The organism is Fibrobacter sp. UWB1, assembly GCF_002210325.1.
Lineage (GTDB): Bacteria > Fibrobacterota > Fibrobacteria > Fibrobacterales > Fibrobacteraceae > Fibrobacter.
This window is the reverse complement of sequence record NZ_MWQL01000004.1, coordinates 1-24,574: the sequence shown is the minus strand read 5'-3', so window position 1 is coordinate 24,574 and position 24,574 is coordinate 1. Positions and strand designations below refer to the sequence as shown.

Below are 24,574 nucleotides of genomic sequence, written 5' to 3'. Positions count from 1 at the left end.
GTTATTTATCAATAATTGCCGAAGCGATGACACCGTCGCCAGAATAAAGCACCAGCACTTGGCCAGGGGCGGCAGCGAATTGCGGGGTTTCGAATTCCACGCGAATGCGGCCCGGCTCCAAGTCCAGAATCTTTGCGGGAGAACCCTTATGGCCCAAGCGAATGTGGGCGTCTAGCGGTTCCCTAAGCAGTGGCGAGTTTTCGTTGACCATCAAGTTTAAGTCAATGGCAGAAACTTGAATGCAGGAAAGAGCGCTGCGGGGGCCGAGAATCACCTGATTCTTGGCGGCATCTATCGCCACCACGAAAAGCGGTTCCTTTTGGCCGCCAATGTTCAAGCCCTTGCGCTGGCCCACGGTATAATTCACGATTCCCTTGTGGCGGCCAAGCACCTTGCCGCTCACATCCACGAAATCGCCCGGCACCTGGTCCGATTCTTCGAACAGCACCGAGTAATCGCCACATTCAATAAAATCCTGGCTTTCGCGCTTGGTCGCAAAATCTTCCCAGCCGATTTCAGCGGCGAGCGCCTTGACGTCTTGCTTACGCATGTTTCCCAGCGGGAACAACACCGTCGAAAGTTGTTCCGCCGAAAGTCTCGACAAAAAATAAGTCTGGTCTTTGCCCGCATCTAAGGCGCGGTACAAAAAGGGTTCATTCTCGTTTTTGAAATCGAGACGCGCATAATGCCCCGTAGCAAAATAATCGAATTCAATTCCCATTTTGCGGGCGGCCAAATGCAATGCGCCAAACTTGATGGACTGATTGCAACGCACGCACGGGTTCGGAGTACGGCCAGCGCGGTATTCGGCGCGGAAATAATCCAGCACCTTGGTTTTATATTCGCCGGCGACAGGAACCACATAATGCGGGATTCCCAAGCGGTCTGCCACCAGTTTCGCTTCTTCGATATTTTTGTCTTCGCTGGGGCCATAGCAACCTTCGCGACCTTCTACCGCAGGCATATTCACCGAGCCGTCCCACGTTGCCATGGTGAGGCCCACCACATCGTACCCCTGCTTTTGCAACAGGTACGCCGAAAGGGCGGAATCCACACCGCCCGATAAACCGACTGCCACTCTTTTTGTCATTGAGCCAAATGTAGAAGTCGCAAAAACAAATGTCCAATAATGTTTTTTGATACCTAGGTATCGTTAAAAATTATACCGGCAATTTCGAGCAGAGTTTTTCCACCGTGTCCGAAAGCAGCTTTTTCACGTCATCGCGGTGACACGCATCAAGCTGTTCCAGGCATGCCGTCAAGGTCAAGACAATCGTTTCTCTAAAGGCATATTCTTCTTGCAACTTGCGTTCCTTGCCGTATTCCCACAAGGCAAAGATCAGCGCAAACACCGCCATCGAAGACATGGCGACATTGATTACCACATCGGCCCATACAGAATCCGTATGCACGCCGAATCGAGTAAACACATTATAGATCCACCAGGACGCACCGCCGAACAGCACCAAACTTAGGAACAGCCAAAGGCGCGCCTTGCGGCCCAAGCTCCGCTTTCTCTTGCTAAAACTGCTGCCCAAAGAGCCACCGCCCACAAAGTCTGTCATCTTCTTGATTTTTTCGACTTTTTCGCTAGACGTCGTCAAGCAAGCTTGAACATCCTTCAAGCTATTTTCCGTCATGTTGTCGATTTCAGAAATCCTTGCACAAGCCTGGTCAATCAGACTCTGGGCAGACTCCATCTTCTCCGCAAATTGCCTGTCCCTGTCTTCGGCGTCATTCATCTTGAGCGTCAAAGATTCTTTAAGTTCTTCCAAGCCCTGCTTTCGGGCATCCAGCTGCTCTGTCAACGCTTGAATTTCGGCGACCTTTTCAGCCGCCTCTGCAGACTTCGCCTTCGCATTCTGTTCCGCTTCCGTCACAGACATCATCTGGGTCTTCACCAAATCCGTCATCTTCAGAATTCTTTCGAATTCTTCCGACGCTTTGTCAAACAGCTCGCCCGTCTTTTCCTCTGCCTCGGTAATGGCCGCCACACGTTCATCCAGATTGTCTTTCTGCGGGGCATTCCAAAAACCGAACATCATCTCGTATACGGCAAGATTTCTCGTACAAATAGAAAGAACCGTGACATTCTGCTTCTTGATCGATGCCGCAATCAGCACAATCAGTTGCGAAAGCGTCTTGGGCGGCATACCGAAATAAGTCAACTCGGAATCCCTTACGCGGGCGGGTTCCGGCAAGTCGAAAGGCAAATACAGCCAATCGCACGTTTTCATCTTTTCGCACAATTGGGCGAAAGGCCGCTTCACGTTTTCGAGCGCCTTTCGCAGCTGCACCGACCTGACCGTACGATCATGAATGCTCACACCAGCATAGGTATGGAGATATTCATCTCGGCTATTTTCTAAAAGATTGATGCTATCAAGAAGCTCTTCGCGCTGTTGACGATTCATCCCTAACCCACTTTTTTAAAAAACGCGCACAAGATAACTTTTTTTAATGCGCTTTAGGGATTATTTTTCGTACAACATTATTCCTTAATGCTTAACTAAACATTACAAACGCTAAAGCGGCAAGCCTTTTTCGAATTCGGCTAAAAATGCACGTCCCTGTTCCCATTCGCCCAAATTTGAATCGGAATTGATGTGCCCCAGCGTGCCTGCGTTAAACAACTTCGCGCCCCACGCCTCGGCAAAAAATTTCGTACGCGCAGGCGTCATGTACGGGTCGTTTTCGCTGCCAACAATGCAAACAGGCACCGGCATTTTTTCGGTAGGCATCGGAGCAAAGTTCTTGATGACATCAACCGTGTCGGCATCGGCAGGAGCCACAAGGAAGGCCCCCTTGATATTTGCCGGAAGATTCCCCTGCTGTTGTGTGCGTAAAAGCCAGAGAGCCGTCGTTACGACGCCCAGACTATGTGAAACCAGAATCGTGTCGTCCTTCAGCTGGCGGACAGCTTCATCGAGTGTCGCAATCCAATCCTCTTTTTGCGGCTTATCCCAGCAATGCTGAAAAACGCGACTTGCGCTTGGCAGACTCTTGGTCCAAAAAGTTTGCCAATGACTCGGGCCAGAATTATTTAAACCGGGAACAATCAAGTAGTGCATTCGAGAAGTCCTTTTCTTTCCTATAAAAATAGTATATAAATAAAGGATTCATTGCAAACCAAATCCATTTTGCCTACTTAACCGCTGCAATCAGGCGCACGGAATCGAACGCCTTCAGGTTTCCCATCAGAAAATACCGCTGCTGTAGCGCATTTTCGCCGAGAAATTCGTCGACCTTGAATCCATATCGCTCAAGTACATCGAAAACCTCGCGGTCCAGGTAGCCTTCGGCCATGGTTTCGCCGCAATCAGCAACGATTTTTCGCAATTCTTGAACGGAATTCGAAAACGCATCTTTTTGCAAGTAATCAAATACAATCGAAATGCCGGTTGATGCAATCTCTGAAAACTGGCGCACCGTTTCTGCAAAAACAGGAAGCGGAAGGTAATATGAGACACCCAGAATGCTAATAACTGTCGGCTTTTTGCAGTCAAAGCCATTTGCGACAAGTCTTTCGACAATGCTGTCCTTGCTGAAATCGATCGCCACAAAATGGACATTCTCCGAAACACTCCACTTGAGTTCGCGAATGCGGTTTTTCTTGTAGCTTTGCGTCGGCAGCAAATCCAATTCAAAAACTTCGACATTCGGGTCTTTGTTGCGGAACGAGAACGTGTCTACGCCCGCACCGCAAATTACATATTGAATCTTTCCCGAACGGGCAAGGAGCTTAACGCGATCTTCGGCGAAGCGACTCCTCGAAAGTACAATCGGGAGGAAGTATTTCCGGTTGAAATATTCGACCGAATTTTCTGATTCCTGCGGAAACCGCTTTAGAATTAGGCGTGAAACATTTTCGTACTCCTCGCGGCCCATCAGGTCGAACGCCAAAAAGTCATTGAAAACGGTATGGTCCGATTGTAGAGAATGCCAGGCTCGTGCAAATGCGCATAATTTTGCTGTTAAACTTTCCATTTTATTTGAGTCTCTGGGTACGTTCCGCAATCTTTTTGCGGTATACGTTGATTTTGGCAATTGCTTCGGAGATGGGAAGTGCAATATCGAAAGCACGCACGTTAAAGCGCGTTAACGCCTGTACCGCCTGCGGACCCAGCTGCGAGCAGAGAACGTAATCTAAATCGGCTAGATTTTTCGCGGCCGAGAACATAGATGAACGTTCCACATCTCGCTGACCGCAAGCACCATCGCCGCATGTGCCGTCGCAATGCTCCGGCTTAACGCGAACTTCGACTTTTTCAAATTTTCCGCTTTCTTCATCGACTTCGTAGACGTCGAACGCCGCGGCATGTCCAAAGTGAACATTGACATTTTCGCCATCGTTTGTGGCGACTGCAACTCTATATTTAGCCATGAGAGAAAGTCTCCTTTACACGGATACGGTCCATGTAGATTTGCGCGCCGACATCGTAAACGCCCGGGACGCCAACGGCGTCAGCTCGGCAATGGGCGCAATGCTTGAATACGTTGATGAACACTCCCGCCTGCTCCTGCGCAATCGCAAGAGTTTTCGGTGTCGGAGCGGGAATATCCTTAAAGCCGTTTTGCGGAATCAACGGAATGATGTTGTACATGATGGCGCCCGCTTCGCGCACGGTGGCCGCCACATCTTCGATGTGCTTGTCATTAATGCCCGGGCAAAGAACCGTATTCACTTTGATAAGTGTTCCGCTCTTTGCCACCTTACGAATGCCTTCGAGCTGGTTGTGAATCAGAATTTCTGCGGCTTCTACGCCCGTATAGGTTTTACCGTGGTAGAAAATTCTCGCGTTGATCATCGCCTCGATTTCAGGATCCACGGCATTCACCGTAACCGTGAGCGAATCAATGCCCACATCGATGACTTCGTCTGCCTTGTCATTTAGCAAAAGTCCATTGGTGCTCATGCAGCGAATGAGTTGCGGAAATTCCTTTTTTACTAGGCGGAATGTGTCTAGCGCAAAAGGGGTTGCTAATGTATCGCCTGGCCCTGCGATTCCCACCGTAGTGAGTTCCGGCACAAATTCCAAAGCCTTGCGAATGTACCCGCATGCCTCTTCGGGTTTAATCACCTTACTCGTATTTCCCGGTACCTGAGCATCTTCGTTAATGCGCCTATCACAAAAACGGCACTCGATGTTGCAACCCGGAGCGACTGGCAAATGAATGCGCCCCTTTCGGTTTTTGCAAGCACCAAAACACGGGTGTTCTCTAAAAACTGTTTCTTGACTGGTTGCCATAAAACCTCGCAAGGTATGTAAACCTTGCACAAAAATGATCGGTAAAGAACCGATTTAGTTTGTATTAAAAATGGTGAACGTTTTGCCTAGCGTTCTGTAGCGTGATTAATGCTTTAACTTCTTAGCCAAAGAAGTATGGGTGTAAAGTTAAAAATCACAGCAATGGATTTCAATACGAAGGCAAGAGCGAAAATAAAAAAAGTTCATTTTTTTGAGAGAGCAATAGCTTTATGCTAACGCATGTTATAGGCGTTTATTATTGCAAATCGTTTTTTCATGCATGCGATAGATTCGCGCTAATAAGGGTTATAAGCGGAATTTATAACAACTTAAAAAAAGTGATTTTTTTTGACTAAACGGGCTCAAAAAGTATTGGAAAGAGTTGACTTTAATTCTAACTTGCTTTTGCCTAGTAATTTTGTAGGAAAACATCAAGGAGACACGATAACATGTCTAAGAAATTACGTCAAATCGCTATTTACGGAAAAGGTGGCATCGGTAAGTCCACCACGACTCAAAACTTGACCGCAGGCCTTGTAGAACAAGGAAAGCACGTTCTTGTGGTCGGTTGCGACCCTAAAGCAGACTCTACTCGCCTTTTGCTCGGCGGCCTTCACCAGAAAACGGTGCTCGACACCATTCGCGACAACAAAACCGAACTTCAACTTTCCGACCTTGAAAAGGTTGGTTTCAAGGGCGTACGCTGCGTGGAATCCGGTGGCCCGGAACCGGGCGTGGGTTGCGCAGGCCGTGGCATCATCACCTCCATTAGCATGCTCGAACAGCTCGGCGCCTACACCGAAGACCTTGATTACGTTTTCTACGATGTGTTGGGCGACGTGGTGTGCGGCGGTTTCGCTATGCCGATTCGTGAAGGCAAGGCCAAAGAAATTTATATCGTGGCCTCCGGCGAAATGATGGCCCTTTATGCGGCAAACAATATTTGTAAGGGTATCGCCAAGTATGCCCAGCACGGCGAAGTGCGCTTGGGCGGTATCATCTGTAATAGCCGCAATGTGGATAACGAACTTGACCTGCTCCGTGCATTCACCAAGGAACTCAACACGCAGCTCATTCAGTTCGTGCCGCGTAACAACATTGTGCAGCAGGCCGAAATCCGCAAGAAGACCGTAATTGAATTCGAACCTAAGTCCAGCCAGGCAAACGTCTACCGTGAACTCGCCAAGAATATCGACGAAAATGAACTTTTTACCATTCCGACCCCGATGACGCAGGACCGTTTGGAACAGATTCTCATCGATTACGGCATGATGGAAAAAGACTACCAGATTTAATGTGAGGGTTCATGGCCAAGACTAATATCAATTTGAATATGACCTCAGTCGAAAATCGCGAATATCGACTGGGTACGATTATCGGCTGGGACGGCAAGGCGAGCGATTTGATTAAGGAATCTGCCTACGACGAACGCAGCGCGAAAAAGCATGGCGGTTGCGCCAGCAAGGGCTCGGGATGCAAACTTTGCGAATTGAGTTCTCCGCTGAACCAAGAAACAATGTGCTCTAACGCAATTGTGCAGTGTCAGGTGGGAAACCTCACGGATTGCGCCTTGATAGACCATTCTCCTATCGGTTGCAGCGGCGAAAATTCCAAGTTTAACCTCTCTATGCATAACGGCCTTCGTCGTCGTGGAAAGCCCCTGCAGAATACGCTGAACATCAGCACGAACCTGAAAGAAAAGGACATGGTCTTTGGCGCTTCCGAAAAACTCCGCCAGACAATCCTCGACGCAAAGGAACGCTTTAACCCCAAGGCGATTTTCATTGGCATGGCTTGCGCTACCGCCATCATTGGCGAAGACATCGATTCCATTGCCGAAGAAATGGAACCGGAAGTTGGCGTGCCTATTATTCCGCTACACTGCGAAGGTTTCCGTTCCAAGCACTGGTCTACGGGTTTTGACGTCGCTTTCCATGGCGTTCTCCGCCAGATTGTGGAACGCCACCCGACCAAGAAACAGAATGACTTGCTCAATATCGTTGCCCTCTGGGGTTCGGACTATTTCTCCGAAATGCTTGCTCCGCTTGGACTGCGCGTAAACTACCTTTTGGATACCGCCTCTTTCGAAGAAATTCGCCAAGCCTCCGAAGCAGTCGCTACCGCTACCTTCTGCGATACGTTGGGCGGCTACATGGCGACGGCTCTCGAAGAATCTTTCGGCGTTCCGCAGATTGACGCTCCGCAGCCTTACGGCATCAAGGGTACCGATGCATGGCTCCGCGCTATCGCAAAGGTTGTCGGCAAAGAAAAAGAAGCCGAAGAATACATCGAAAGCGAGCACAAGCGCATTGCTCCGAAGCTTGCCGAACTCCGCGAATTTTTCAAGGGCAAGAACGGCATCGTGATGACAGGTTCTGCATACGCACATGGCCTCATCAGCGTTCTTTCGGAACTGGGAATCGGCCACGATGCTGCTCTCGTGTTCCACCACGATCCCGTTTACGATGGTGGTGGCGAACATCAGGACACCCTTAAAGAATTGGTTGAAACTTACGGTGACATTCCGCACTATACCGTAAGTAAGACTCGCGCCTTCCAGCTTCCGCAGCTTCTGAAACGCGCCAAGACGGATTTCTTGCTCATTCGCCATCCGGGCCTCGCCTCTGTCGCGGGCCATCTCGGATTCCCGACCCTCACCATGGGCGACGAACATATCCCGGTGGGCTATCAAGGCATTCTCCGTATCGGCGAAATGCTCAAGGGCGTGATTGCACGTACCAAGTTTAACCAAGTGCTTAAACGCAACGTGAAACTTCCGTATTCCGACTGGTGGCTTTCTCAGGACGATCCGTTCTATTTGACACATCACCCGGAAGCGCTTGAAGATTTGCCGGAACCGAGAAATCTCAAACTGAAAATTGGTGCAGAATCCAATTCGACCAGCGCATAACAAGGGGATTTTTAAAAATGACTACAATTCAAAAGAAAAAAAGTAATTCTATTTCGGACCCCCGATACGCTTGCGCAGTTGGTGCATCTCATACTGTTGTCGCTATTAAGGGTGCAGTTCCTATTGCCAACTGCTCTCCGGGCTGCCAGCTTAAGCAAACCGCATTCCTCACGTTTGAAAATGGCTTCCAGGGTAGCATTTACGCCGGTGCCGGTAACATGCCGAGCGCAAACTCTACCGAAAACGACATCGTTTTTGGCGGCATCAAGACTTTGGATCAGCTGATTAAATCGACCCTCAAGGTTTTCAATGGCGATCTCTACGTTGTGCTTACTGGTTGCGTGGGCGGCCTGATTGGCGACGATGTTTCGAGCCTGGTTCGTGGCTACCGCGATTTGGGTTACCCGATTGTGTCTGTCGATACCGCTGGTTTCAAGGGCAACAACCTTTTCGGCCACGAAGAAGTCGTGAACGCCATCGTCGACCAGTTCGTGGGCGATTACAGCGGCGAACGCAAAAAGGGCCTGGTGAATCTTTGGTTCGAAACGCCCTACTACAACCAGAATTGGCGCGGCGACTATCAGGAAATTGCACGCATCCTCCGTGGTGCGGGCTTTGAAGTCAATGTGCTGTTCGGACCCGAAAATAACGGTGTCGCTGACTGGTTGCGCATTCCCGAGGCCCAATTCAACTTGGTGATTTCTCCGTGGGTGGGCGTTCGAAACGCAGAACACCTCCAGGAAAAATACGGTCAGCCGTTCCTGCACATTCCTGAAATTCCTCTCGGTGCCGAAGCGACAAGCGAATTTATCCGTAAAGTTGTCGAATTTGCCGGAATCGACAAGGAACAGAGCGAAAAGTTCATCAAGGAAGAAAGCAGAATCTATTACTACTATCTGGAACACTTCTCCGAATTTTTCGCTGAATACTGGTTCGGTATGCCCAGCGAATTTGCCATCACAGCTGATTCTGCCTACACGCTTGCCTACACCAAGTTCCTCGTGGACCAAATCGGCCTTATTCCGCGCAAGGCAATTATCAGTGACGATCCGCCAGAAAAATTCCGCAAAAGTATCGAAGATGCGTTCCACAACATTAGCGAAGGTGTCGATGTTGACGTGGAATTTGAAGAAGATGGCTACCTGATTGAAAAGTCCATTAAGGAAGTAAATTTCTCTTCTGGAAAGCCTTTGATTCTCGCCTCTTCGTGGGAAATCAATATTGCCAATGAAAAGAATGCGCTGCTTTTCGAAATTACTCCGCCGTCCAGCGAAACGTTGATTATCAATCGCAGCTTCGTTGGTTACAAGGGTGCGCTTAATTTGCTCGAAAAGATTTATAGCACTTCTGTCGGCGGCAAATAATTTCAAGACAAATTAAACAATTCTTTTTACTCTCCTAACAAATGTCGCTTGATTATTCAGGCGGCATTTTCTTAAAAAGCACGAAGTCACTTTTTGTCACCGCCTCTGTTCAAGTCTAACCCTATATTAAGCTATAAAGAAAAAGTATTTTACAAGCTCATTTTTATTTCTACTTTTAACGCACAAAATTTCGAGAACGTCATGTTCCGAAGAGCAAACAAATCAAAACGAGGATACCTATATGTGTAGACTTTATAATTTTGCTCAAGGCATTCGCCAGTAAGCACTCACCCCCACCAAACAAAATTTAACCGCATCGTGCAAAAAAGTTTTTTTGCATGGTTGCTCAACTCACAAAAATTTTCACTCAGGAGACTTATAAATGAATATCAATTCGAAAAATATTGCTGCCAAAATTATCCTTTTATCTGCAATCACCTCTTTCGCCGCCGAACCGATTTCGGTCACCACAAGAACCGGCGTAACTGCAACCCTTTACGGTTTTGCATCTCTCAACGCCGCTTACGAAGATTCCAAAAGTAACAACGGGAACTTTGCCAACTTCGTTGCCGCTTCTGACCTCACCAATGAAAACGATGGTGGCTGGCACTTGACTCCGAACCTGACTCGAATCGGTTTCAATCTTTCGAGCGGTAGCGATACGACTTATTTCAAGGCCAACGGTAAAGTCGAAGTAGACTTTTACGGTGGTGGCTCAGCCAACAATCCTAACCCGCGTCTCCGCCACGGCTACGGTGAAATTTCTTTCGGCAAGACTGGCTTCTCTATTTTGGGCGGTCAAACTTGGGATGTGATTTCTCCGTTGGTAACCCCGACGCTTAACGCAGGCGTTCTCAATAACTCCGGCGACGCAGGCCTTCGTAGAGCTCAGCTAAGACTCACCGAGAAAATTCCTGTTGGTGAAGGCTCCGTGGATATTGCCGCCGCTGTTGTCCGCACCATTGGCGAAAATCAGCCGTACAATTCCTCTTCTGCTTCGGAAACCGGTACCGACGCCGACATTCCTACCTTCCAGGGCCGCATCGGCATTGCGCTCCCGCTGTGGGTAGATAACAAGAAGGCTGGCTTAGGCGTTTCTGGCCATTACGGACAAGAAGAAATCGACTTGGACGCAACTGGCGACACCAAGGATATTCCTACTTGGTCTGCTAACGTTGACTTGACTCTCCCCATCACAAGCGCAATCACCTTCCTTGGCGAAGGATTCGTCGGTGAAAACCTGGATACATACGCTGCCGGCATCGGTCGTGGATTTGTCGCCAACACCGAAGACCCCGAAAGCGTCAAGAGCATCAAGGCATACGGCGGATGGTTCGCTCTGCAAGCCAAATTTATCCAAAAACTGGCAATTAATGGTGGCGCAGGTATTGACAAACTGGACCGCGATGACATCGAAACCGTGGGCGGTCGCGAACAGAACATTTCCATTTTCGCAAATGCCACCTACAGCCTGACCGATGCATTCTCGCTCGGATTTGAATACTTGCACGTTCAGACCGACTATCTAACGGCCGGCACCGTGAAAGAAGCCGACTTGAACCGCTATCAACTTTCTGCAACTTATGGCTTCTAACATAGGAGAATTTCACAATGACTCAGAATTATCATAAAAAACATTCTCGGATTGCATTGGCAATCCTCTTTAGCCTCGCCTGCGCTACTTCTGCAATCGCCGCAGACAAGATTTCCATCGGTTACCTGTCTTCTACAGGTCAAGGAAAATTCTTCATCGCTAAAGATGCTGGTATTTTCGAGAAAAACGGCCTTGACGTAACGCTCGTAGAATTTTCGAATTCCGGCGACGGCATTGCTGCCGTTCGCGCAGGTAAACTCGATGCAGGCGCATTCGGTTCGCTCGCTCCACTTATTCACATTTCGCAGGGCGCCGACATCCGCGTGATTGGTGGCATCATGGGCGGTGACCAGGCCGTGATTACCCGCAAAGAAAACGCAGCCTCCGTCAAAAAGCTGAGTGACCTCAAGGGCAAGAAAATCGCTACCATTCGCCTGGGTACTGCCGACGCCATCGTTCGCGGCGGCCTCAAGAAAGAAGGCGTTGACTGGCGCAAAGACGTTACCATCGTAGAACTCAAGAATCCGCCTGCAGTGATCGAAGCCGTCAAGAACGGAAGCGTATTTGCAGGCGTTACTTGGGGACCCCATGACCTTCGCGCCGAAGAAGCTGGCCTTTCCGTGGTGCTCCGCAGTAAGGACATTAACCCCGGCCATATTTGCTGCCGCCTCATTGCATCGCTCCGCAAAATCGAAGGTCGCGACGATGTTTACAAGCGCCTGGTCAAGTCGCTAATCGAAGCCGAAGAACTGGTGCAAAATGACCACAAGAAGAGTGTGGAAATTATTGCCAAGTGGATTAAGCTCGATACCGCCCTTGTCAACAAGGCGTTCTACAGCGGGCACGTCACGCAGGACACGGACCCGAACGTGAAGGGTGTTGAATTCTTCTGGGATTTCTTGAAAGACGCAGAATTCATCAAGTCCGACAAGAAAGTCTCCGAATACGTGCGCACCGATTTCTACAAGGCCGCCATTGCGGAACTGCGCAAAGAAAACCCCAAGTCCGAATTCTACGCCAAGGCAGAAAATATTTTCAAGTCCAGGAATTAAGGAAAGTATGACAATAAAGCAAAATGGTTTTGAAACAACGAATCTCGGTTTTTCGTACGATGGCAGAGCCATCTTGAAAGACATTAACTTGAAAATCAATCAAGGTGAGTTCGTATGTCTGCTAGGCGAAAGCGGTAGTGGCAAGACCACTTTGCTTAACCTTCTCGCCGGGCTTGCCAAGCCGAGCGAGGGGCATGTCTACTGGAAAGGAAAAGAAATCGAAAAGCCTTCTGCAGAAAGGAGTGTAGTCTTTCAAGACTACACCCTTTTCCCTTGGCTTACCCTTCTCCAAAATGTAACGCTCGCTATTAAAAAGACAAAAAAACTGAAGACAAGTTACGCCAAAAATTTAGCAGAAGAATACTTGAATTTGGTGGGGCTTTCAGGAAGTCTGCATAAATATCCCTTTGAACTTTCGGGCGGAATGCGCCAGCGCGGAGCCATAGCGCGCGCCTTAAGTGTCAGCGCTGACGCCCTTCTTTTAGACGAACCCTTTGGCGCTCTCGATCCCGTAAACCGTGCAAGCCTCCAGGATTTGGTGCTGGAACTTTGCCGCGGTGTCAAAGACCGTCCTATTACCACATTATTTGTCACGCACGACATTCGCGAAGCCGTTTATCTCGGGAGCCGCATTATCGTTTTGGGTTCGACGCCGGGGCGCATCATTGCAGACATCCCGCTTGATTTCCCGGTAAAGAAGAATCGTGGCGAATGGTTCCGCAACGAAAAAGTCCAACAAACCATTGCAACCATTGAAGACGCCTACCACAAGGACATCCTTGAAAAACTAGGCCACATTGTACAAGGAGGTGCCAGCATATGAGAACCTTTACAAAATACTTATCCAAGTTTTCAGGAATCCTTTTTCTTCTCTTCTTGTTAGGAATTTGGGTGCTGATCAGCTGCGGCCCGGAATGGGACAGTCAATATTTGTTCCCGTCTCCTAAGGCAATCCTGAAAGCGCTCTTTGATTCTCGCGAAGAACTTTTGCGCAGTGCAGGAGCCTCTCTTTTAAAACTGGTGCCCGCTTATTTGGTGGCATCGATTGTCGGAATCTCTATCGGAATTGTCTCTGGTTCCGTTCCATGGGTCTCCAATATGCTAAAACCTATTTCCAGGTTTGCCGCCCCCATTCCGCCAAACGTTTATATTCCTTACGCGATAGCGATTCTTCCGACGTTCTATTTGTCTTCAACCTTTATCATCTTTATTGCCGCCTTTTGGCCCATCTACTTGAATACGGCTGCCGGTGCCGCCGAAATCCCCGAAAAATACAAGCGTAACGCCGCCATCATCGGAATCGGAAAGTTTGAGTACTTGTGGAGAATCGCCCTTGTGGCAAGCCTTCCCTCAATATTTTCGGGGCTTTCTGTAGGCATGGGACTTTCGTTCATCATGCTCACCGTGGCTGAACTTTTCGGCGAAAATACGGGACTTGGTCACTTCGTGCAATTTTACGCGGACTATTCCGATTACCCCAACATGGTTGCAGGCATTCTCTGGACAGGCTTTGTGGTGCTTGCGATTATGGAACTGTTTGAACTTGTTAAACGCAAGCTCCTGTTCTGGACAAAAGCGAATTAGTCTTTCTTCAAAATATTTATATTAGCGGTGGAAATTGGAGATTTAAAATGAGTCTGACCCTTGAACGCGCAAAAGAAATCAATAAAGACCATGTGACCGAAGAATCCCTGGTCATCCATTCCCTCAACGTATGCTACGCCATGGGCGCCATGGCCAAACACTTCGGCGAAGACGTTGAACATTGGCAGGCCGTGGGCTACCTGCACGATTACGACTACCAGGAATTCCCCGAAGAACACTTGCAGCACACCGAAAAGGAACTGCTTGCGCAGGGCGTCTCCGAAGAAGACGTGCGCGCCATTTTGGCGCACGGTTTTGAAATCGTGAACCAGGTGGAACCCAAGACCAACATGGAAAAGAGCCTGTTCACCGTCGACGAACTCACCGGCATCATTCAGGCCTGCGCGAGAATGCGTCCCAACGGAATTTTGGACCTCGAAGTGAAAAGTTTCATGAAGAAGTTCAAGGACAAAAAATTCGCCGCCAAGTGCAACCGTGACTACATTCTGAAAGGCTGCGCCCTGCTCGGCATGGACGTGAAAGACGTCGCCGCCATCTGCATCGAGGGCATGCGCGAACACGCCGCAGAAATCGGCCTAGCAGGGAACGCCGCGTAATTACGGCGCTATCCAAAATCCGTAAAGTTTTCCAAAAACCGTTACGGAGCGTCAAAAAAGCCACCTTTTAATGCAAATATGATATATATTTGTATTAAAGGTTTTTTATGCCCGAAAACAAGAAAGAACTTTCCGAAGAAGATATCAAGAACCGCTACATTACGCCGGCGTTGAACGCTGTGGGCTGGGCGGCCGAAGATATGCGTATGGAAAAGTATTTCACCGACGGGCGCGTCATTTTTCAGGGTGGCAAGCATGCCCGCAAGCAGGGCAAAAAGGCGGACTATCTGCTTTATTCTGCCCCGAATTACCCGATAGCCATTGTCGAGGCGAAGGACAACAACCACCCCGTGGGTGGCGGATTGCAGCAGGCGATGGATTACGCCGAAATTCTCGACATTCCGTTTGCGTATAGCAGCAACGGAGACGGCTTCGTGGAACACGACTTTTTGACGGGAATGGAAGTTGAAATTCCGCTGGACAAGTTCCCGACTCGTGAACAACTCCTTGCGCGCGTACGGGCGAACAAGAAGTTCACCCCGGAACAAGAAACCGTCATCAACCAGCCATACTACTGGGACGCGGACACGCACGCTCCCCGTTACTACCAGCGTATTGCGATCAACCGCACGATTGAGGCGGTCGCGAAAGGCCTGCAGAGAATATTGCTCGTGATGGCGACGGGTACAGGCAAAACCTATACGGCTTTCCAGATTATCGAACGCCTGCACAAGTCCGGCTGCAAAAAGAAAATCCTGTACCTAGCAGACCGCAATGTTTTGATTGACCAGACCATGGTCCAAGATTTCAAGCCCTTCAAGAAAATCATGACCAAGATAAAGGGCAAGGAACTTGATTCCAGTTTTGAAATCTACATGGCGCTTTACCAGCAGCTGGTTTCTTATGATGAAGGCGTACCCGATCCGTTTACGGAATTCAAGCCTGAATTTTTTGACTTGATTCTGGTGGACGAATGTCATCGCGGTTCAGCAAAAGAAGATTCCGAATGGCGAAAGATTCTGGAATACTTCAGCGGAGCAACGCAGATTGGCATGACGGCGACGCCCAAGGTCAAGAACGGTGCGAACAACCTGGAATATTTTGGCGAACCGATTTTCACGTATTCGTTAAAGCAAGGTATAGAAGATGGTTTCCTTGCTCCGTATCGTGTGACAAACAGCTTCTTGAATGTGGATTTGAAAGGCTGGGCTCCGGAAGGTCCGCAAGAAATTGACCTCTTTGGAAACGTGATTCCGGAACAGCTATACCAGCGCCCCGATTTTGGTCGCGAACTCGTTATCAAGACCCGCCGCGAAGTGGTTGCCCGACGCATTACGCAGATGCTTTACAAGATTGGCCGCATGACCAAGACGATTGTCTTCTGTACCGATGTGGAAGAAGCCGACGCGATGCGACAACTGCTCGTGACTTTGAATGCCGACATGGTCAAGGAAGATTCCCGCTATGTAATGCGCATTACGGGCGATGACGCCGTGGGCAAAAAGCAACTCGGCAACTTTATCGAACCCGACGAAGCCTACCCGGTGGTGGTAACGACATCCGAAATGTTGAGCACCGGCGTAGATTGCAAGACCTGCGGACTTATCGTCATTGATAAGGAAATCGGCTCGATGACGGAGTTCAAGCAGATTGTAGGCCGCGGTACCCGCCTCAAGACCGACAAGGGCAAATGGCACTTTGAAATCCTTGATTTTCGCAATGCGACCAAGCTGTTCAAGGATCCCGAATTTGACGGCGAACCCGAAATGCCCGAAGAACCGTTCGGCGAAACAAAAACGCCCGATCATGTTGGCGAAAAGCCCAAGCCCTACGACCCGTCAGGTAGCGCGAAGACTGGTCCCAAGAAGTATTACATCAATCATGTCGAAGTGAAAATCGATGCCGAGACGGTTTCGTATCTGGGTGCCGACGGCAAGACACAGGTGGTCGAAAGCTTTACCGACTTTACCCGCAAAAACATCCGCGGCAAGTTCGCAACGCTGGACGATTTTATCAAGCGCTGGACTGCCGAAGAACGTAAGGCGGCCGTCGTTGACGAACTCAAGGAATACGACGTCTTGATAGACGCCATCCGCGAGGCTAACCCTGCCCTTGCGAAGGTGGATGTATTCGACATTATTTGCCACGTGGCATTTGACCAAAAGCCGCTGACCCGCAGCGAACGCGCGAACAACGTCAAAAAACGCAATTATTTGGCAAAATACGAGGGCAAAGCCCGCGAGGTTTTGGAAGCCCTTCTCGTAAAATACGCCGATGACGGCATTTTGCAGATGGAACAGAACGAAGTTCTGAAACTGGACCCGTTCAGCCATATCGGCACCGTTCCCAAGATTATGAAGCTTTTTGGCGGCCGTGAAGGCTACGAAGCCGCCGTTATAGATCTGAAAAAACAGCTCTACTTGACTGACGACGTCGCATAATATATATTTAGGATGTCGGTGTAAATGTCGGGGTATTTGTCGGTGTAAATGACTATGTATCTGTCGGGGTATTTGTCATATTATTTGTCGGAGTAAATATGTACGAGCCACCATACAAATTGAACTCGGAAATTTTGAAAATAGCGACGGAAATATCGTCGTTGATTGAACGATTTGTCATCCGTTTGGAACAAGCCGACTCTCTTAAATTGCGTAAGGCGAATAAAATCAAGAGCATTCATAGTTCCCTTGCTATCGAGGGCAATTCGCTTAGCGAAGATGTGGTAAGCGACATTATTAACGGCAAGAGGGTTCTTGCTCCTGTGCAAGAAATTCTTGAAGTTAAGAATGCTTTGGCGACATATGAACTATACCCCAAATTGAACGCATTTTCTATTAAAGACTTGTTGAAGGCTCATGGTGTAATGATGCGAGGAATCGCTCTAGATGCAGGCAATTTTCGCAGCTGCAACGAGGGCGTTTTCAAAGGGAAAAAGTGTGTCCATTTTGCTCCGCCACCAAATCGTGTGCCGATACTCATGGCCGATTTATTTGAATGGCTAAAAAAGAGCAACGAACATTTGTTGATCCGTTCTTGCGTGTTCCATTACGAATTTGAATTTATACACCCGTTTAGCGACGGCAACGGCCGTATGGGTAGGCTTTGGCAATCCCTTATTCTTGGAAAATGGAACCCGGCCTTTGAACATTTGCCGATAGAGAATATGGTGTATGCGAACCAGCAAAAGTATTATGACGCCATTGCAAAGTCTTCTGCTTCAGGCGAATGCAGCCCTTTTATCGTATTCATGCTTCAGAATATTCTTGATTCATTGAAGAAATTTAAGGATGCTCCTATTGAAGGCGACGTTTCAACAGTAATCGAAACGAAGCTTTCAGCACGTCAGCAAAAGATTGTTGATATGATTCGAAAAGACGATATCACGATTGCAAGTGTCGCGAAAAAATTGAAAGTTTCTGAACGAACGATTGAACGTGAAATGTCGAAACTGCAGCAACTGATGGTTATTTACCGCGAGGGTTCAGACAAAACCGGCCGTTGGCTCGTCAAATAAAGTTTTAGTAGGTAAAATATGTCCGTAAACAACTTGGTCAAAAGATTGCAAAACGAAATGCGTGGCGACGCCGGTATCAACGGCGACGCCCAGCGTATCGAACAGATGGTGTGGATGTTTTTCTTGAAGGTCTATGACGCCCAAGAAGAAATCTGGGAATGCACCAAGGACAAGTACAAATCCATCATTCCCGAAAAGATGCGCTGGCGCAACTGGGCTGTCGATGAAAAAGATGGCAAAGCGCTCACGGGCGATGCGTTGCTCGCGTTCGTGAACAACGAACTTTTCCCGACGCTCAAGAACTTGCCCGTAAACGAGAACACTCCGCGCGGCAAGGCGATTGTGCGGATGGTCTTCGAAGATTTGAACCAGTACATGAAAGACGGCATCATCCTACGCAAGCTCATCAACATCATTGACGAAGTGGACTTTAGCGACGCTGACGACCGCCACACCTTCGGCGACATTTACGAAGGAATCCTGAAGGATTTGCAGAGCGCAGGCAATGCGGGCGAATTCTACACTCCGCGAGCATTGACGGACTTCATTGTGCAACAGCTGCACCCGAAACTCGGCGAAACGTTCGGCGACTTTACCAGCGGAACGGGCGGTTTTTTGACCAGTTGCCTGAACTACCTGAAACCCTCCGTCAAGACCACGAGCGACGAAAAGAAATTCCAGTCGTCCATTGTCGGGCAGGAATGGAAACCGCTCCCGTACCTGCTTTCAATTACCAACATGCTCGTCCACGACATCGAAGAACCGAACATCACCCATACGGATTCGCTTGGCCGCAAGGTGACGGAATTCAAGGACAGCGACAAGGTGGATTGCATCGGCATGAACCCGCCCTATGGCGGCAGCACCGGCATGAACGCCAAGCTGAACTTCCCGACGAGCATGCAGAGCAGCGAAACTGCCGACCTTTTCATTGTGCTCATCATGTATCGCCTCAAAAAGATGGGCCGCGCGGGCGTGATTATCCCCGACGGGTTCCTGTTCGGCACCGACGGCGCAAAACTCGCCATCAAGCAGAAGTTGCTCCGCGAATTCAACCTGCACACCGTCATTCGCCTGCCGGGCAGTATCTTTAGCCCTTACACCAGCATTGCGACGAACATCCTGTTCTTCGATAACGAAAAGGCGAAAGGCGCCCCGACAGGGTTCAGTACAAAGGAAACCTGGTTCTACCGCCTCGATATGCCCGAAGGCTACAAGCATTTCAGCAAGACGAAGCCCATGCGCCTGGAACACTGCAAGCCCATAATGGACTGGTGGAACAACCGCGAAGAAATCCTCGAAACCAACGACGACGGCGAAGTCGTGAGCGAAAAGTCCCGCAAGTTCACCCCCGAAGAACTTGTGGAAATGGACTGCAACTTTGACCAGTGCAAGTTCCCCAAAGAAGAAGAGGAAGTGTTGCCGCCTGCGGAACTCCTGGAAGACTACCACAAGAAACGCGCCGCACTCGACAAGAAAATCGACAAGAAGCTAGAACAGATTCAGAAACTCCTCGGGATTGACACCATTGTCATCCCCGACTCCGTTCGGGGATCTAGGAGCTAGTGACGATGGACGGAAAACAACTCAAGAACAGCATTCTGCAATGGGCGATACAAGGCAAACTCGTTCCGCAGAACCCCAAGGACGAACCCGCCTCAAAACTCCTAGAGCGGATTGCAGAATCCCGAAATGAAAGTTCCCTGAGCCTGCCGAAGGGAACTGCCAAAGGCACGAAGTCGAAGGATCTAAAGAAGAAAACTTCCAAGAACCCGCCTTCCCGCATCTACTGCGAAAACGGCGTGTGGTACGAACAAGTCGGCACTGCAACCCCCAAGGATATTTCAGATGAAATTCCGTTCGAAATCCCTGAGAATTGGGCTTGGTGCAGATTGGGCGAAATGGGAAATACAATTACAGGATCTACTCCGTCTAAACTGAATCCTGAATACATCGGTTCTAACATACCCTTTCTTTCTCCAGGTGATATTTCTTTGTTGAATAAGATTATTTCTTATGATTCTCAAGGATTAAGCCTTTTAGGGAAGTCCGTTGCAAGACCGGTTCCTCCACAAACAATATTACAAGTTTGTATCGGAGGCTCCATTGGAAAATGTGCTGTTGTTGATAGAGAAGTCTGCTTTAATCAGCAAATAAACTCTATAACGTTAGAAGAAATTGATTATAAGTATGTTTATGAGGTACTTCAATCAAAAATCTTTCAAGATTTGATGAAATCAAAATCTACTGGAACGGCTACACCCATTATAAACAAAGGGGCGTGGGACTTGTTGATATTTCCCCTTCCACCCCTAGCCGAACAGAAACGAATCGTCGCAAAACTTGAACAAGTCCTCCCGCTCGCAGAAGAATACGGAGCCGCCCAGGAACAACTCGACAAACTCAACAAGGAACTCCCCGAAGCCCTCAAAAAGAGTATTCTCCAAGAAGCCATCCAAGGCAAACTCGTCCCCCAGAACCCCAAGGACGAACCCGCCCAAAAGCTACTAGAGAAGATTGCAAATTCTCGTCATTCTGAGCGCTGCGAAGAATCCGGTAAACGTTCTAAGAACGCATCCAAAGACCAATTCTCCCGTATCTACCGTGAAAACGGCGTGTGGTACGAACAAGTCGGCTCCGCCGCCCCCAAAGACATTTCAGATGAAATTCCCTTTGAAATCCCCGAAACCTGGGCTTGGTGCAGAATGGGCAACATTGGTTCATGGGGTGCTGGGGCAACACCTGCAAAAGGAAACCCTGCCTTTTATAAAAACGGGGAGATTCCTTGGCTTGTAACAGGAGAATTGAATAATTCTGTAGTGACTGAAACAAAAACAAAAATATCCAAGGTTGCTTTAGAAAAATGCTCCCTACGTTTGTGTAAACCTGGCGATGTATTGATCGCCATGTATGGCGCTACAATTGGAAAATTAGCTATAGCAGGAATAGAATTGACCACAAATCAAGCTTGTTGTGCATGCACTCCGCATTATGAGTACAACAAGTATCTATTCTATTTTTTGATGGCAAGTAAACCCGATTTGATAAAACGTGGCGAAGGCGGAGCACAACCAAATATATCCAAAGAAAAATTGATTAATTACTTAATGCCCCTCCCACCCCTAGCCGAACAAAAACGAATTGTCGCCAAATTAGAACAACTCTTTAAGGTGCTGTAATTATTCTTTGGAATAGTGTTGGAAGAAGATAATGAACGAACATATAAAAGATTATTGTGAAAAATTTATTGAGTCACAAGAAAATCCGCATTACGCTGTTTTCCTAAATGGTAAATGGGGTACAGGGAAAACATATTTCATCAATAAGCTGCTAGAAAAATATACGGATGAAACGGGTATAAAAAAGAAAGATATTGTCAAAATTAGCCTTTATGGTATAAAATCAGCAGAAGAAATCGATTTAAAAATTTATCAAGCGGTTCATCCGATTCTTTCTTCTAAGGCAATGAAATTGGCTGGAGCAATCTTAAGATCAGCCGTAAAATTTGGAACAACAATCGATATAAATAAAGATGGTAACGCAGATGTATCTTTATCGTCTGATTGTTTGAATGAAATTAAATCAAAAGGGAAGGTCGATTCTGTTTCAAAGCGGTTAATTGTTGTAGATGATATAGAAAGAATAGATTCGTCTTTTTCTATTAATCAAGTTTTTGCATATTTCTCCGAAATCATTACTGAATCTGACATACGAGTGATCTTTATTGGAAATGAAGAAAAAATTTATGGTAAAAGCGAAGAAGAAAAAAATGAATATCTACAAATAAAAGAAAAAATTATTGGTATTGAATTTACAATTGTTCCAGAAAAGGAAAATGCCGTTAAATCGTTTGTTTCTGAGTTATCTTTGTCTAAAGAAAGCTTTTTTGTCGAGAAAACGCTTGAAATTATGAAGATATTGAAATGTGACAATTTAAGAACTGTATGGCAGGCTTTATATAATCTAAATCTGTTTGCAAAGATTTTGGATGATGTGATAGAAGAAGAGGATAAAGAAGAAATATTTGAAATATTCTTGGTTCTATATATTCAAAAGAATTTAGAAGAAATACATAAGACAGATGATGTTGAATCTGTTTTATCGGGATACTTTGTTTATCATAAGCCGTATAAAGAACATGTTAAATGGCTAGAAGAAAAGAAAAAAAATCAAAAGTATTTTTTTCCAGACACATTAATGCATGTGCTGTTGCGGAATGTATGGATGAAACTAATTTTTGAGGGATGCTATGATAAAAATTGGATTGCTGATGAATATACAAAAGAATTAGAGGAAAGAAAACGCCAAAATAAAAATCAAAAGAATTTGTTTAAGTTGGCCAAAAATTGGAGAAATCTTAATAAGAAAGAGTTTGAAAGTCTTTTTAAAACTGTTGTTGACGAATTTGAAAATGGTAGCTACTTAAATGCTGGGGAAATTGTCTTCTTTTGTTACTTTATGTTTTTGTATTCGAATTGGAAAATCATTCCTGACAGCGTAAGTGATATTGTTGCGAAATTCCATAAGTTAGTAGAAGAGAAAAAGTCTCAAATAGAACCCTTAAATTATTGGAACTCTCATGAATTCATCTATAATGGATATGGATTAAATTTAGATGATCCAGAATATAAAAAGCTATTTGATGAAATTGCCCTTATAAATAAAAATAATCTTTTAAAACAGTCTCAGGATTCTATAAACAAAGATTTAGAATTGTTAAAGAAGGATGTTTTAGAATTTTGTAGGAATATTCTACATGTTCATGGAAATAGCAAATATCATGAATTTCCGATTTTAAGCTTTATTAACATTGATGCATTCTATAACATCTTGCAAGATTTATCAATTGACAATCAATTACTTGTTGAAGAATCGTTTGAAGAACGATATGGAAAACGTTATTCCAATGGAAATGTCTTGCCTGAATATACAGATGATTATGAAAATTTGAAAAAGATTGCAGAAAAATATGATGCAGACAATGCGGATTTTTTGTATAATCCGCAAGCATATGAAAAACATTGTATTGGCGAAAGATGGATGGAACTGGTCAAATACTTTGAAGAAAAATTAAATTTGAAAAATAATGGGGTAAATGAAGGAAATGAAAAATGCATTTAGATTGTACAATTAGTATTAGTGATATCATTGTAGCTGCTATTACTGCTATTCCTGCCTGTTTGATGGCTGTTTTTGCTTTTTGGCAATATCGTATCAATAAACGCCAAGAAAAACATCAGCACACAACAACATCAATTGATTATTGCAAACAGTTGATGGAATTCTTTGACGCTTGTGAGAGTGATTGGAAAAATATAGAGGAAGAATATCAAAAAGAGATTCGTGAGACTTTCGACAAGGCTGTGAAAGAGCAAAAGGACGGAATCCCCGATAATATTCAAAAAGAACTTGCAAAACTCATTGAAGAACGTAATTTCCTAGATGTCATCGTTAAGATTTGCCCTCTATTAAGATTGACGGGAACTGAATTTCAAATATTTCTTAATCGCTTAAGTAATTATATAAGCCGGTGCGGTTTCCACATGGACTCTGTACTCAAAGGACTCCAAAGAATAAATTTAGATACGTTGAATTTTCATCAAGTTCTTTTAATACAGAAAAGAATTTTTCAATCAACTCCTTGTTTGTCGTTTTTCTTTGATTGGAAACTTCAAGAAATCGAAAATATCGAAAAGCAGGATCCATTTACAGATGGATGGCGAGAGAGCATGAAAAATAAACTTCCAATATTATCAAATTTGGCAAGTGATATTGGCGATCGAGCTACATTCTTGTCTGAATTGTATTCTGATGAATATTCTGAAGATGAAAAGGACAAAATAAAGAAAAAGTTTGCCGAAAAAACTTGGAACGACTCAAAACTATGGTCGCACTTCTAAAAGGAAGATAATGACCATCTCACAGTTATACAAATATCTTGATTTTGAAGGCGGATTGAGTATGCTGAAGAATCATAATCTTCAATTCACGAATCCGTCCAAACTGAATGACCCGTTTGATTGTCATCCTAGCCTGATTAATTTTTCAAATGTCCCTGAGGAAAAATGCAAGCGGTGGCCAGCACATTTAATTGAGGAATTAGAGTCTTGCCAGTATAAGAACTTGCGAAAGCGTACTTGGATGATTATTCCGGCGTACTTTGAGCCACCAGTCCGGTGCTAGAGAGCCACCCTTCCGGAAAATGCGGAGCCACCGTTCCGGTCGAAAAGAGCCACCCCACAAACGGTCAAGAAAAACTCTATAATGGGATAGCCCGTCGCAATGCCGCGACGGGTTTTCCAATGGAGGTCACATGACCAAATACCGCGAAATCCTCCGGCTGAAGCATCTCGGCTTCAGCGAGAGGAACATCGCAAGGACGGCGGGCGTATCCCGCAACACGGTGAAACGTGTCGTGGAGGCGGCGAACGCGGCCAGGATTGACTGGACGCATGCCGAGAGCATGGATGACGCGACAATCGAGAAGGCGCTCTTCCCCGACAGGAAACCGGCACAGCCTAGCCACACGATAGACTTCGAGTACATCCGCAAGGAGCTGCTTCGGAACGGCGTGACGAAGAAACTGCTGTGGGCCGAATACTGCGAGAGCTGCCGGCTCTGCAACCGCGATCCGCTCATGTACTCGCAGTTCTGCCACTACATCCAGCAGGAGGAACAGAAACGCA

Annotated in this window: 20 protein-coding genes and 2 pseudogenes; 16 read left to right on the top strand and 6 right to left on the bottom strand. The window is 46.8% G+C overall.

Annotation, left to right across the window (positions count from 1 at the left end):
* Nucleotide 1: 1 nt before the first annotated feature.
* From mnmA to B7988_RS04680, 6 genes are all read right to left on the bottom strand, one after another.
* Entirely contained in the window at nucleotides 2–1,078 is a 1,077-nt protein-coding gene (gene mnmA, locus B7988_RS04705) for a tRNA 2-thiouridine(34) synthase MnmA (RefSeq protein ID WP_249268849.1), read from the bottom strand.
* Between the two features lie 82 nt (nucleotides 1,079–1,160).
* Nucleotides 1,161–2,414, bottom strand: coding sequence for a hypothetical protein (locus tag B7988_RS04700; RefSeq protein ID WP_088657014.1), 1,254 nt, complete (start codon nucleotides 2,412–2,414; stop codon nucleotides 1,161–1,163).
* Between the two features lie 111 nt (nucleotides 2,415–2,525).
* Nucleotides 2,526–3,071, bottom strand: coding sequence for an alpha/beta hydrolase (locus tag B7988_RS04695; protein WP_088657013.1), 546 nt, complete (start codon nucleotides 3,069–3,071; stop codon nucleotides 2,526–2,528).
* A gap of 73 nt (nucleotides 3,072–3,144) precedes the next feature.
* Nucleotides 3,145–3,987: a class I SAM-dependent methyltransferase gene (locus B7988_RS04690; RefSeq protein WP_088657012.1), complete on the bottom strand. Its 843-nt coding sequence runs from the start codon at nucleotides 3,985–3,987 to the stop codon at nucleotides 3,145–3,147.
* Nucleotide 3,988: 1 nt separating this feature from the next.
* Complete coding sequence (locus tag B7988_RS04685; protein WP_088657011.1) at nucleotides 3,989–4,384, bottom strand: NifB/NifX family molybdenum-iron cluster-binding protein; 396 nt, start codon at nucleotides 4,382–4,384, stop codon at nucleotides 3,989–3,991.
* Nucleotides 4,377–5,249 carry a radical SAM protein gene (locus B7988_RS04680; RefSeq protein WP_073056572.1) on the bottom strand — a complete coding sequence of 291 codons (873 nt, stop codon included), beginning with the start codon at nucleotides 5,247–5,249 and terminating at the stop codon, nucleotides 4,377–4,379. Before B7988_RS04680 ends, B7988_RS04685 begins: the two co-directional genes overlap by 8 nt.
* A gap of 449 nt (nucleotides 5,250–5,698) precedes the next feature.
* Between B7988_RS04680 and nifH the strand changes: the two genes are divergently transcribed.
* From nifH to B7988_RS04600, 16 genes and pseudogenes are all read left to right on the top strand, one after another.
* A complete protein-coding gene (nifH, locus tag B7988_RS04675; RefSeq protein ID WP_073321569.1) occupies nucleotides 5,699–6,544 on the top strand; it encodes a nitrogenase iron protein in 846 nt (281 codons plus the stop codon).
* An 11-nt stretch (nucleotides 6,545–6,555) separates the two neighbouring features.
* Nucleotides 6,556–8,160 (top strand): nitrogenase component 1, encoded by a 1,605-nt coding sequence (locus tag B7988_RS04670; protein ID WP_088657010.1) that lies wholly within the window; start codon nucleotides 6,556–6,558, stop codon nucleotides 8,158–8,160.
* A gap of 17 nt (nucleotides 8,161–8,177) precedes the next feature.
* A complete protein-coding gene (locus B7988_RS04665; protein WP_088657009.1) occupies nucleotides 8,178–9,524 on the top strand; it encodes a nitrogenase component 1 in 1,347 nt (448 codons plus the stop codon).
* Between the two features lie 382 nt (nucleotides 9,525–9,906).
* The gene (locus B7988_RS04660; RefSeq protein ID WP_088657008.1) at nucleotides 9,907–11,118 is read left to right on the top strand and encodes a hypothetical protein; all 1,212 of its coding nucleotides are present in this window, start codon (nucleotides 9,907–9,909) and stop codon (nucleotides 11,116–11,118) included.
* Between the two features lie 17 nt (nucleotides 11,119–11,135).
* Complete coding sequence (locus B7988_RS04655; RefSeq protein WP_088657007.1) at nucleotides 11,136–12,170, top strand: ABC transporter substrate-binding protein; 1,035 nt, start codon at nucleotides 11,136–11,138, stop codon at nucleotides 12,168–12,170.
* A 7-nt stretch (nucleotides 12,171–12,177) separates the two neighbouring features.
* Nucleotides 12,178–12,993, top strand: a complete 816-nt coding sequence (locus B7988_RS04650; RefSeq protein WP_088657006.1) for an ABC transporter ATP-binding protein — start codon at nucleotides 12,178–12,180, stop codon at nucleotides 12,991–12,993.
* Between the two features lie 68 nt (nucleotides 12,994–13,061).
* Complete coding sequence (locus B7988_RS04645; protein WP_249268848.1) at nucleotides 13,062–13,754, top strand: ABC transporter permease subunit; 693 nt, start codon at nucleotides 13,062–13,064, stop codon at nucleotides 13,752–13,754.
* A gap of 47 nt (nucleotides 13,755–13,801) precedes the next feature.
* On the top strand, nucleotides 13,802–14,371 hold the full coding sequence (locus tag B7988_RS04640; protein WP_088657004.1) for an HD domain-containing protein: 570 nt from the start codon (nucleotides 13,802–13,804) through the stop codon (nucleotides 14,369–14,371).
* A 107-nt stretch (nucleotides 14,372–14,478) separates the two neighbouring features.
* Complete coding sequence (locus B7988_RS04635; RefSeq protein WP_088657003.1) at nucleotides 14,479–16,812, top strand: EcoAI/FtnUII family type I restriction enzme subunit R; 2,334 nt, start codon at nucleotides 14,479–14,481, stop codon at nucleotides 16,810–16,812.
* Between the two features lie 161 nt (nucleotides 16,813–16,973).
* On the top strand, nucleotides 16,974–17,888 hold the full coding sequence (locus B7988_RS04630) for a Fic family protein (RefSeq protein ID WP_212668290.1): 915 nt from the start codon (nucleotides 16,974–16,976) through the stop codon (nucleotides 17,886–17,888).
* Nucleotides 17,889–17,906: 18 nt separating this feature from the next.
* Nucleotides 17,907–19,454 (top strand): class I SAM-dependent DNA methyltransferase, encoded by a 1,548-nt coding sequence (locus tag B7988_RS04625; RefSeq protein ID WP_088657001.1) that lies wholly within the window; start codon nucleotides 17,907–17,909, stop codon nucleotides 19,452–19,454.
* Nucleotides 19,455–19,459: 5 nt separating this feature from the next.
* The gene (locus B7988_RS04620; RefSeq protein ID WP_088657000.1) at nucleotides 19,460–21,067 is read left to right on the top strand and encodes a restriction endonuclease subunit S; all 1,608 of its coding nucleotides are present in this window, start codon (nucleotides 19,460–19,462) and stop codon (nucleotides 21,065–21,067) included.
* Between the two features lie 31 nt (nucleotides 21,068–21,098).
* The gene (locus B7988_RS04615; RefSeq protein WP_088656999.1) at nucleotides 21,099–23,009 is read left to right on the top strand and encodes a P-loop NTPase fold protein; all 1,911 of its coding nucleotides are present in this window, start codon (nucleotides 21,099–21,101) and stop codon (nucleotides 23,007–23,009) included.
* On the top strand, nucleotides 23,000–23,788 hold the full coding sequence (locus B7988_RS04610) for a hypothetical protein (RefSeq protein ID WP_088656998.1): 789 nt from the start codon (nucleotides 23,000–23,002) through the stop codon (nucleotides 23,786–23,788). The genes B7988_RS04615 and B7988_RS04610 overlap by 10 nt, the downstream gene beginning before the upstream one ends.
* Before the next feature lie 10 nt (nucleotides 23,789–23,798).
* A pseudogene (locus tag B7988_RS15435) lies at nucleotides 23,799–23,966 on the top strand (DUF2971 domain-containing protein); the annotation flags it as partial.
* 235 nt (nucleotides 23,967–24,201) lie between these two features.
* Nucleotides 24,202–24,574, top strand: a pseudogene (locus tag B7988_RS04600) (IS21 family transposase); the annotation flags it as partial.